10 protein-coding genes are annotated in these 10097 nt (G+C 73.6%); 1 reads left to right on the top strand and 9 read right to left on the bottom strand.

The window, feature by feature from the left end; translation table 11 throughout:
- Positions 1–128: 128 nt before the first annotated feature.
- On the top strand, positions 129–443 hold the full coding sequence (locus HUX53_RS08545; protein ID WP_176402620.1) for a hypothetical protein: 315 nt from the start codon (positions 129–131) through the stop codon (positions 441–443).
- Here HUX53_RS08545 and HUX53_RS08550 read toward each other — a convergent pair.
- From HUX53_RS08550 to HUX53_RS08585, 9 genes are all read right to left on the bottom strand, one after another.
- Complete coding sequence (locus HUX53_RS08550) at positions 432–1619, bottom strand: VWA domain-containing protein (protein ID WP_176402621.1); 1188 nt, start codon at positions 1617–1619, stop codon at positions 432–434. The genes HUX53_RS08545 and HUX53_RS08550 overlap by 12 nt on opposite strands.
- Before the next feature lie 60 nt (positions 1620–1679).
- On the bottom strand, positions 1680–3920 hold the full coding sequence (locus HUX53_RS08555) for a DUF5682 family protein (RefSeq protein ID WP_176402622.1): 2241 nt from the start codon (positions 3918–3920) through the stop codon (positions 1680–1682).
- Positions 3881–4966, bottom strand: coding sequence for an AAA family ATPase (locus HUX53_RS08560; RefSeq protein ID WP_176402623.1), 1086 nt, complete (start codon positions 4964–4966; stop codon positions 3881–3883). The genes HUX53_RS08555 and HUX53_RS08560 overlap by 40 nt, the downstream gene beginning before the upstream one ends.
- Positions 4963–6468 carry a DUF5691 domain-containing protein gene (locus tag HUX53_RS08565; protein WP_176402624.1) on the bottom strand — a complete coding sequence of 502 codons (1506 nt, stop codon included), beginning with the start codon at positions 6466–6468 and terminating at the stop codon, positions 4963–4965. The genes HUX53_RS08560 and HUX53_RS08565 overlap by 4 nt, the downstream gene beginning before the upstream one ends.
- A complete protein-coding gene (locus HUX53_RS42460; protein WP_309237119.1) occupies positions 6465–7049 on the bottom strand; it encodes a hypothetical protein in 585 nt (194 codons plus the stop codon). Before HUX53_RS42460 ends, HUX53_RS08565 begins: the two co-directional genes overlap by 4 nt.
- The gene (locus tag HUX53_RS42465; protein WP_309237120.1) at positions 6992–7762 is read right to left on the bottom strand and encodes an SWIM zinc finger family protein; all 771 of its coding nucleotides are present in this window, start codon (positions 7760–7762) and stop codon (positions 6992–6994) included. The genes HUX53_RS42460 and HUX53_RS42465 overlap by 58 nt, the downstream gene beginning before the upstream one ends.
- Before the next feature lie 10 nt (positions 7763–7772).
- Positions 7773–8648, bottom strand: a complete 876-nt coding sequence (locus HUX53_RS08575; RefSeq protein WP_176402625.1) for a cytochrome c biogenesis CcdA family protein — start codon at positions 8646–8648, stop codon at positions 7773–7775.
- Positions 8645–9382 carry a thioredoxin domain-containing protein gene (locus HUX53_RS08580; protein WP_176402626.1) on the bottom strand — a complete coding sequence of 246 codons (738 nt, stop codon included), beginning with the start codon at positions 9380–9382 and terminating at the stop codon, positions 8645–8647. Before HUX53_RS08580 ends, HUX53_RS08575 begins: the two co-directional genes overlap by 4 nt.
- A gap of 118 nt (positions 9383–9500) precedes the next feature.
- Entirely contained in the window at positions 9501–9899 is a 399-nt protein-coding gene (locus HUX53_RS08585) for a hypothetical protein (protein WP_176402627.1), read from the bottom strand.
- Positions 9900–10097 lie beyond the last annotated feature (198 nt).

Here is a 10097-nt window from a genome sequence, read left to right on the forward strand (position 1 = left end):
GTTGATTGTAGTGTGTGGTTTGTGTGCGTCCTTGTTTGCTTTGTGTTTTTTTCTTAATGATCAGTCGCCCACAGAGAACTACCGTATCCTCTTCGTCGGCAGCGTCAGGTGTGGATAAGAGACAGGGCTTGGACGTCGCCGCGCTCGCGATTTTGATCGCGCGGCCGGCGCTTTCTGAGGGGCATCGGGGCGGGCTGCTGCCTGTGGTGGCGTCCTCGTTCGCTGTCGTGGCCGTGGTGACGTTGGTGGCGGTGATTCTTGCGTGGCGGGGCTCTCGGGCCGGTGCGTGGACGGTGTTGGTCGCGCGCGTCGTTCGGGTTGCGATGTGGGGGGCGTGGGGTGCGCTTGTGCAGGTGCAGGCTTCCGCGCTGGCCGGGCATGCCGTCGTGACCGCCCTTGTGGTGATCCTGCTCGCCAGGGGACTGTCGCGATCAGCTCGGTGACTGCCGCTCCGACCACTCCTTGAGGTCGCGGCGTTCTATCGCGGCGGCCATCAGTTCGGGGAACGCGTCCGGGGTGCACGCGAACGCGGGGACGCCCATCGCGGCCAGCGCCGCCGCGTTCTCGTGGTCGTAGGCGGGCGCGCCCTCGTCCGAGAGGGCGAGCAGCACCACCACCTGCACGCCCGCCGCCGTCAGGGTTCCGACGCGGCGCAGCAGCTCGTCGCGGATGCCGCCTTCGTAGAGGTCGCTGATCAGCACCATGATCGTGTCGTTCGGGCGGGTCACGAGGCCCTGGCAGTAGGCGATGGCGCGGTTGATGTCGGTGCCGCCGCCGAGTTGCGTGCCGAACAGCACCTCCACCGGGTCGTGCAGCTGGTCGGTGAGGTCGACGACGTTGGTGTCGAACACGACCAGTGAGGTGCGCAACGAGCGCATCGACGCGAGTACCGCGCCGAACACGCTGGCGTACACCACTGACGCCGCCATCGAGCCGCTCTGGTCGATGGCGAGGACCACGTCGCGTTTGACGGCCTGCTGCCGCCGCCCGTATCCGATCAGCCTTTCGGGGACGAGGGTGCCGTGCTCGGGCAGGTAGTGCCGCAGGTTCGCGCGGATCGTCCGCTCCCAGTCGACGTCGGCGAGCCGCCTCGGCCGGAGGACGCGTGCTGAGCGGTCGAGCGCGCCGCCGACCGCCGATCGGGTCTTCTGCGCCAGTCGGCGCTCCAGATCGCGGACGACCTTGCGTACTACTGCGCGGGCCGACTCCCTCGCTCTGTCGGGCATCACGCGGTTCAGCGAGAGGAGCGTCCCCACCAGGTGGACGTCGGGTTCGACGGCGTCCAGCATCTCCGGTTCGAGGAGAAGGCGGGTGAGGTCGAGCCGCTCGATCGCGTCCTTCTGCATCACCTGCACGACGCTGGACGGGAAGTACTCGCGGATGTCGCCGAGCCAGCGCGCCACCGAGGGCGCCGAGTCGCCGAGCCCGGCACTGCGCCGCCCCGGCCGTGACCGTCCCTCGTCGGAGCCGCCGTAGAGCTTCTCCAGCGCCCCGTCCATCCGGACGTCGTCGCCGGTGAGCGACACGCCGGTCCCGTCGGCCCGCTCACCGCCGAGCACCAGCCGCCATCGCCGCAGCCGATCGTCCACGCTGTCACCGCTCACGCCGGCTCCTTCCATGCACATCCGGAAACGCAGCTGTTCGTGCCTGTGAATCTCGTCTCGGCAGGCTGTGCGTGGTCATGGGGTCGGCCAGCCGAGGATCTGGAGGGTTGTCGTGGCGGCGGGGGCCGCGCGGGTTTCGTCCATGTCCTCTTCGGGGTGGTCTGGTGAGGCTTGGGGTGAAGCGGGGCGGCGGAGTTGGTCGCCGATGGCGCGGCGTTCGGCGGTGGGGTAGGCGCCGAAGGTGCGGCGGAGCAGAGGGAGGACGTCGGTGAAGGAGTCGGCGGGGAGGCCGGCGATCCAGGCGTCGACGAGGCGGAGGAGAGGCTCGTCGTGCAGGAGGAGCAGGGCGCCGCCGGACAGGAAGCCCTCGACCCAGGCGGCGGCGCGGTCCGGGGCGGCGCCGGTCGAGACGGCGCGGGCCATCCGGGCGGGGACGTCGTGGAGCCGGCCCGCGTCGAGGAGGAGGCGGGTGAGGCGGCCCTCGATGAGGCCGTGCAGGGCGTCCGGGCGGGTGAGGACGGTCTCCAGCGTGCGGCGCCAGCGTTCGAGGTGGTCCTCGTCGGCGAGCAGGGACAGGGCACCGTGGACGGCGTCGACGCGGGCGAGGAACTCGCGGGCGGCGTCGTCGTCCAGGCCGGTGATCGCGGGCGGGAGGCCGACGCAGACGCGGACGATCAGGCCGTCGACGACCGTGCGGAGCGGGCCGGTCGAGGTGCCGCGGACGTCGCCGTAGCGGAGGGCGCGGACGAGGGCGGGCATCGCGGACATGAGGTGCGCGACGTCGGTGTCCACGGCGGCGCGGTCGGCCAGCGCCTGCATGACGGTGGGGAGCGCGTCGCCGAGGTCGGCGAGGAGGCAGCGCTCGGCCACGGAGGTGAGGTCGGCGAGTGCGGTGGCGTGGGTGGCGAGGGCTTCGGCGCGGGCCGTGGTCGCGCCGCGGACGGTGGTGCCCCACGCGCTGGCCTCGATCAGCTCGACGTCGAACTCGGGCCGCCAGGCGAGCGTCCAGGTCTCGCGGAACGTGCCCTTCGAGCGGCCGGTGTCGGTCGGCTCGCCCCAGTTGACGTCCAGGAGGCGGAGGCGGTGCAGGAGGCGGCTGCGTTCCAGGTCGGTGGGTTTGCGCAGGTCGAGGTCGTGTTCCCTGTCCAGGGCGGACGGCTTGAGGCGGAGGCGTCGTTGCTCGGCCTGGAGGTCGCGCTGGAGCGGGACCATCGGCGTTCGCTCCGGGACGGCGCCGAGCCGCTCGCCGACGACCATGCGCCGCTGGATCAGGGAGACGGGCATGTCGGCGCCCTCGCACAGCACCGCCCGGGTCGCCTCGGTCACCTCGTCCAGCCCGGCGAGGGGACGGCCGCGCAGCGCGGCCAGGGCCTCCGCCAGCCGGACGGCCTCGATCACGTGCGCCGAGGAGACGTGCAGGTCCTCGTCGCGCAGGACGCGGGCGGCGGCGGTCAGCCAGCGCTCGATCGGACGGTCGCGGGCCGTGAACAGGTGGTGGTACCAGCCGGGGGAGCGCACCCCGGCGCCGTAGCCGGAGTGCCCGGCTAGGCGTCCGTGCGTCCACGGGACCCAGGTCATGGCGACCTTCGTCTTCGGCAGCCCGCGCAATGTTCGGTCGTCGTGGGTCGCGGGGACCTTGGCCTGCAGGGCGGGCACGTGCCAGGCGCCGCAGACCACCGCGACCCGCTCGTGGCCTTCCTTGAGCGTGCGGCGCAGCGTCCGGCGCATGTGGGCCTCGCGCTGCTCCTCGCGGGGCGCGGCTGACTCCTCCCCGAGTTGCGCGCGCAGCTCCGCCATCGCCTCCGCGATCGCCGGGAACGGGGACGGGCCGCCTTCGCGGTGCTCGACCACGTCGTCCCACCAGCGTTCGGCGTCGTCGTAGCCGGCGGCCTTCGCCAGCCAGCCGAGCGGGTCGAGCCGGATGCCCTCCTCCGGCGGCTCCTCCCCGGACGGGACGAGCTGGTTCGCCGCCGGCAGGTCGCAGAACCGGACGGGCACGCCGGCGCCCAGCCCGTACCGGATCGCCTGCCATTCCGGGCTGAACTCGGCGAACGGCCAGAACGCGGCCTTGCGGTCGCCGTCCTCCGGGGCGGGGGAGTAGGCGAGCAGCGCGACCGGCGGCACCATCCCGGCGTCGCCGGCCAGCTCGACGATCGGGTCGGCCTCGGGCGGGCCCTCGATCAGCACCGCGTCCGGCTTGAACTCCTCCAGGGCGCCGCGCAGCGCCCGCGCCGAGCCGGGCCCGTGGTGGCGGATCCCGTAGACCTCGACGTGGCTCAAGACACCTCCCGGCAGGCGCGGTAGAAGTCCCGCCATTCCGGGCGGTCGCGGACGACGGCCTCCAGGTACTCCTGCCACACGACGCGGTCGGACACCGGGTCCTGCACGACGGCGCCGACGATGCCGCCCGCGACGTCGGCGGCGCGCAGCACCCCGTCGCCGAAGTGCGCGGCGAGCGCCAGCCCGCTGGTGACCACCGAGATGGCCTCGGCGGTGCTGAGCGTCCCGCTCGGCGACTTCAGCTTGGTGCGGCCGTCGGCGGTTGAGCCGGAGCGCAGCTCGCGGAACACGGTGACGACGCGGCGGATCTCCTCCAGCCCCGCCGGGGTCTCCGGCAGCTCCAGGCCGGCGCCGATCTGGTCGACGCGGCGTGCGACGATGCCGACCTCGTCCTCGACGGACTCCGGCAGCGGCAGCACGACCGTGTTGAACCGGCGGCGCAGCGCGCTGGACAGCTCGTTCACGCCCCGGTCGCGGTCGTTCGCGGTCGCGATGACCGTGAAGCCCTTGCGCGCCTGCACCTCGGTGTTCAGCTCGGGGACGGGCAGCGTCTTCTCCGACAGCACGGTGATGAGGGTGTCCTGGACGTCGGACGGCATCCGGGTCAGCTCCTCGATGCGGGCGACCTGGCCGCGCCGCATCGCCCGCATCAGCGGGCTCTCCACCAGCGCCTTCTCGGACGGCCCCTCGGCGAGCAGCCGCGCGTAGTTCCACCCGTAGCGGATGGCCTCCTCCGCCGTGCCCGCCGTGCCCTGCACGAGCAGCGTCGAGTCGCCGCTGACGGCGGCGGCGAGATGCTCCGACACCCACGTCTTCGCCGTCCCCGGCACGCCGAGCAGCAGCAGCGCCCGGTCGGTCGCCAGGGTCGCGACCGCGACCTCCATCAGCCGGCGCGGCCCCACGTACTTCGGGCTGATCGCCGTCCCGTCGGGGAGTTCGCCGCCGAGCAGGTACGTGGTGACGGCCCACGGCGACAGCCGCCAGCCGGGCGGCCGGGGCCGGTCGTCGTGCTCGGCCAGCCGCGCCAGCTCACCGGCGTACTCCTGTTCGGCGTGCGGGCGCAGCACCGTTGTCTCGGTCAAGAGGTCAGCTCCTTCAGCATCTCGTCGCGGAAGCTCAGGGTGGCGATCAGCTCGGTCACGGCTCGCGGCGCCGCGTCGCCGAGATCCAGGCGGGACGCGGCGGACGGGTCGAGCCGCTCGTCGGCGAGCCGGCACAGCTGGTTGATCAGGTGGTCGTCGCGCCGCGTGGGACGTTCGGCGGACGCGGTCAGCGTCGTGACCACCGCCGCCGCCAGCGGCCCCGTCCACGGCCCGGGGACCCGTTCCAGGACCCGCAGCAGATCGGGCCGCCCCTCCACCCAGCGGATCAGGTCGGCCGCCGCCGCGTCCCGCTCACCACCGGGCAGGACGGACAGCAGATCGGCGAGCGCCTCCGGCTCGTCCACCATGACGCCGCCCTTGAGCAGCGCCCGCGCCCATTCCCCGTCACGCTGGGAAAGCGCGGCCTTGGCCCACCCGATGTGGACGTCCCGCCCGTCCGAATCGGAGACGGGCAGGCAGACGATCTCCATCGGCGGCAACTCGAACAGCTCCGTCCAGGTGGACAGGGGAGTGCGGGCGAGGATCTCGCGCAGCCACGCCGCCCGCGTCCCCACCGGCCCGCCTCCGCCGCGCGGCGCGAACGACCCGCTGGGATGGAAGGGGATGCCGTCGCGGGCCATGTCCTCGTCGTGGGCGTGCGGCGGCTCGACCTTGATCCACGTCTGCCGCCGCCCCCGCGCGGTGCGGGCCTCCGGGACCAGGCAGCGCCGGGCCCGCGCCGCCATCCGCACCCCGTACGCGGACCCGGGCATGCGGGCGAGCAGGTCGGACGCGAGCTGCCGGACGTCCTTCCCCCGATCCTCCAGGGCCGTCTCAAGGAAGATCTCATCCGCCAGCGACAGCCCGTGCTCGAAAGTGGACAGAAAGGCCGCGCGGTCAGGCGCGGGCTCCTTGCCCCACGTCTCTTGCAGCAACTCCCGCGCGCGCTCGGGTTCGGTGTTCCGCAGCCTGGTCAGGTAGGCGACCCGCCGGTTGCGCGTCCCGGTCTCCCACACCTCGGGACCGCCGCCCGGATCGTCCCCCGAGCCGACCAGGTAGGCCCAGTCGGTGTTCTGCAGGGCCAGCCACACGCCGCGCCGCCCCGCCGCCCGCGCGATCGACGGCCGCAGCATCCGGTCGCCGCGACCGCGTTCCAGCAGGTCGGGCAGCGTCTGCGCGGGCACCCGGAAACCCCGCGCCGCCGCAGCGTCCAGCCATTCGGGCAGCACCCGCAGATGCTCCCCGCTGAGAATCCGCCGCAGTCGTGCCGCCGCCGCGCGCGGCACCACCGGGACGTCCTCGACCGGGGCCAGCGCCACCGGCTCGGGCGCCGCACCTGACGGCACCGACCCGGCCCGCCGCCGGACGGCCAGCAGCGCCGCCTGGTCGAGCAGCCGCCCAGCCCGGTCGCCGACTCCATCCGGGGCCTCCGGCAGGACGGGCGGATCCCGCCGCTCAGTGCCGAGCAGCGCGGCGGTCACATGCTGGTTCCACGCGCTCACAACACGACCGTCCCCTCGTCCTCGTGCCATGCGGCCAGCGGGCGCAGGCCGCGCGGGCTCCACTCCCCGGACACCGTGACCGGCCCGCCTCCCGACAGCGCGAGCAGCCGCCACGGGTCGCCCATCCGGAGCGGCAGCGCGTCCCCGGCCTCATCGACCACGTACAGGTCGCCTCCTTCGGCGCGGGCCAGGCGCATGTTCTCCAGCGTCGCCGGCCAGCGATCCAGCCACGGATCCTGCGTCATCGCCGCCGCGTGTTCGTCCAGGAACCCCTGCACGGACGTCCCGTCCGGTGTGCCCGGCTCAGCCGTCCCGTATCGCTCGCCCACCAGGGCCCGCAACGGCTGCGACCCCGGATAGAACGCCAGCTCGGCATCGATCTCCGTCCCCACCACCAGCGACGCGTCCAGCGACGTGCCCGGCGCGGCGAACGACAGGACCAAGGCCGGACGCCCCGTCCGCCGTCCCCGCAGCCACGCCCGCCGCGTGGTCAGCAGATCCTGCGCGGTATCCCGCGCCCCGATCACCCACCACGCGTCCCGGACGCGCTCCCCGCCCGACAGCACCTCCTCCTGCGGCACGGTGAACCCGACCCGCGACCGAACGGTGTCGCGCAAGCCCTCTGGCAGCTCGTCCCGCCGCTGATGGGCCCGTACGAGCAGCCGCAGCAGCGCGTACTCCTCCAGCAGCCGGCCAGGCCACCCGGGCCGGCGCGGGATCGCGGCGAGCCCCCGCACCTGCCCGGCCAGCGCGCCCGCCTGCGCGTCGCGAGCCGCCGCGCCGCGTCGTCCCACAGCCGGTAGGGCGCCTTCTCCGCCTGCGCGAGCCCGTGCGCGACCTGGTCGCGGAGCCACTGATCGAGCTCGGCGAGCCCGTCGTCGACCCGCCGCTCCCGCCGCTCCACGGTCTTCGGGTCTCGGGCCTTGGCTGCTGTAGAGGCCCGCCGCTCCGCCGCCCGATCGGCCCGTGCCCGCCGCTCCTCGACCCACTCGGCGACCCACGCGGGCCGAGGCGCGCCCTCGACCACCCCGTCCGACCACAGGAGAAGGAGCCCGAGGGCATGCTTGCAGGGGAACTTCCGGCTGGGGCACGTGCACCGGAACGCGGGCTCGGTCAGGTCGGCGCACGTCCGGTACACGGACTTGCCGCTGCCCTGGCACTCACCCCAGACGGCCTCGTCGTCGCACCCGGTGCCGCCCCACTTGCCGGGCTTGGCGACCCCGCCGGCGGCCTTCGCGGCCGCCGCGTCCGGCGCCAGCCCGACCACCTGCTCCCGAGCCCATCGATCCCTCACATCGTCGAAACTATCCGTCCCCTCCGACATTCTCCGCGTGACGATCCTGCACGTCCTCCCGCTCCTCGCCGGACGGACGGCGGAGCTGCGCGACCAGCACCCCGCCGGCGACGGCCGCCGCCAGGAACAGCAGCACCGCGCCGTTGGAGACGCCCGACGCGACCCTGCTCACCCACTGCTGCGCCCGGAACTCGGTGTCGACGTCCAGCACGGCGGGCAGCGCGGACGGCCCGTCGAACGCCAGGAACAGCGAGCCGAGCAGGATGAAGAACAGTCCGGACACCAGCGAGTTCGTGTGCAGCCGGAGCCGCCCGACCCGGAACCCCCGCCCGCGCAGCCAGCGCCGCCGCCCAAGGTGGAAACGGTCCCAGAACAGGGCGAGCAGGAACATCGGGAACGCCATGCCGAGCGCGTACACCGCCAGCAGCGCGGCCCCGTACCAGGGGTGGCCGCCGACCGCGGAGATCGTCAGGACGCTTCCGAGCACCGGCCCGGCGCAGAACCCCGCCAGCCCGTACACGGTCCCGAGCAGGTAGACCGTCCAGGACGACCCGGGCCTGATCCGTCCCGCCGCGTCCTGGATACGGCGGGACGCGAACCCCAGGCCGACGATCTGCGCGATGCCGAGGACGATGACCGTCCACCCTCCGACCGCCACCACCAGATCGCGGTGGCCGTAGAACACCCGTCCCACGATCGACCCGGCCGCGCCCAGCGGGACCAGCGTGGTGCACAGCCCCAGGTAGAACACGGTCGTGCGCCCGAGGAGCTGCACCTTGCTGCCGAACGCGTACGCGAAGAACGCGGGCAGAAGCAGGGCGCTGCACGGGCTGAGGAGTGCGAGCAGCCCGCCGAGGAAGGCGGCGGCGATGCCGACGTCGGTCACTGCCCCGCCCCCTTCGCGATCTCGGCGGCGCGCTCGATGGCCGCCTCGAAGGCGCCGTACGGCTGCGCACCCAGCACGGGCTGGCCATTGACGATGAAGGCGGGCGTGCTCGGGACGCCGAGCCCGTGGCCCTCCTCCGCGTCCCGGTCGACGGCTTCGCGCGCCTTCGCGCCGTCGAGGTCCGCGCGGAAGCGGGCGAGGTCGGGCACGCCCGCCTCGCGGGCCATGTCGACGAGCCGGCCGGTGGCGAACGCGCCGCTGTTCCGCTTGCGGTCCTCGCCGTAGGCGACGCGGTGGAACTCCCAGAACCGGTCCTGCCGCGCGGCGGCCTGGCCCGCCCGCGCCGCCGCCTCCGACTCCCTGCCGAAGATCGGGAAGTCCCGCCATTCGACGCGCAGCGTGCCGTCCTCGACGTACTTCATCAGCTTCGGCTGGACGTCCCGGGCGAACTTCCCGCAGAACGGGCACTGGAAGTCGGCGTACTCGACCAGGACGACCGGCGCGTCCACGCGTCCGAGGGCGCGCGGATCCGCGGCGTCGCGGCGCGCCACGTCCGGCATCTTCACGGCGTCCTCGGACGGTGACGGCGACGCGCTGGATGACGAGCCGGCCTGCGGCCGGCCGTCTCCGCCGGTGGTCAGCGAGACGGCGCCGAGGCCGAGCGAGCCGGCCAGGACGGTGCCGGCGACCGCGATGACGGTCCGGTTCCTGCGAGGCGAGGTGTTCTTGGGCATGGTGAAGCTCCCACTGCTGGAAGACGAAGGGCCGGGCGGGCGGCGAGGCCGCGGCCCGGTGCAGGACGTCCGTGTGCGGCGCATGGCGAGGACGCCGATGCGCTGCGGTGGGAGTGGTCTATATCCGCAAGATGGAGAGGAGGATGTGCGTAGGCGCGGGTGGATCGGGGCCCGCGCGCACGTCCACGGGCCGCTGGACCAGGGACTGGCGCGGCGCGTCCGGTTGGGCGACGGCGTGTGCGGCGGCGGCGTCGGCGGGCTGCGGCGCGGCCTGCGCCTCGGTGGACGGCGACTTCTTCGCGCACCGCGTCCCGTCGTCGGCGCTGACCGCCGAGTCCGGTGCGGCGGCGCTGACGTGCGCGGCCACGACCGGCGCGCCGGTCGGCACGCCGGGTGACGCCGCGGACGCGCCCGGCGCCTTCGAGCACAGGGCCGCCGCGAGCACCAGCAGCAGCAGCGCGACCACACGCGCCCGCGCGGGCCGCGCGGCCGTGGTGCGCACGCCGCCGCGAGCCATCGTCAGGGTCCCTCCGGTACGGAACGGTTCGCCGTCACCCTACGAACCGGGGCCGACCGGAGCAAAAGCAGGGATGCTCCTATGGATGTCAAGCGGCGAGTTCAAGATCGTTTGTTGTGATGATCTGGTAGAGCTCGCGGGCGATGTAGCGCTTGAGGCATCGGATGATCTCTTTCTTGGACAGTCCTTCCTTGGTGC

It is taken from the genome of Actinomadura sp. BRA 177 (assembly GCF_013372625.1).
Taxonomy (GTDB): domain Bacteria; phylum Actinomycetota; class Actinomycetes; order Streptosporangiales; family Streptosporangiaceae; genus Spirillospora.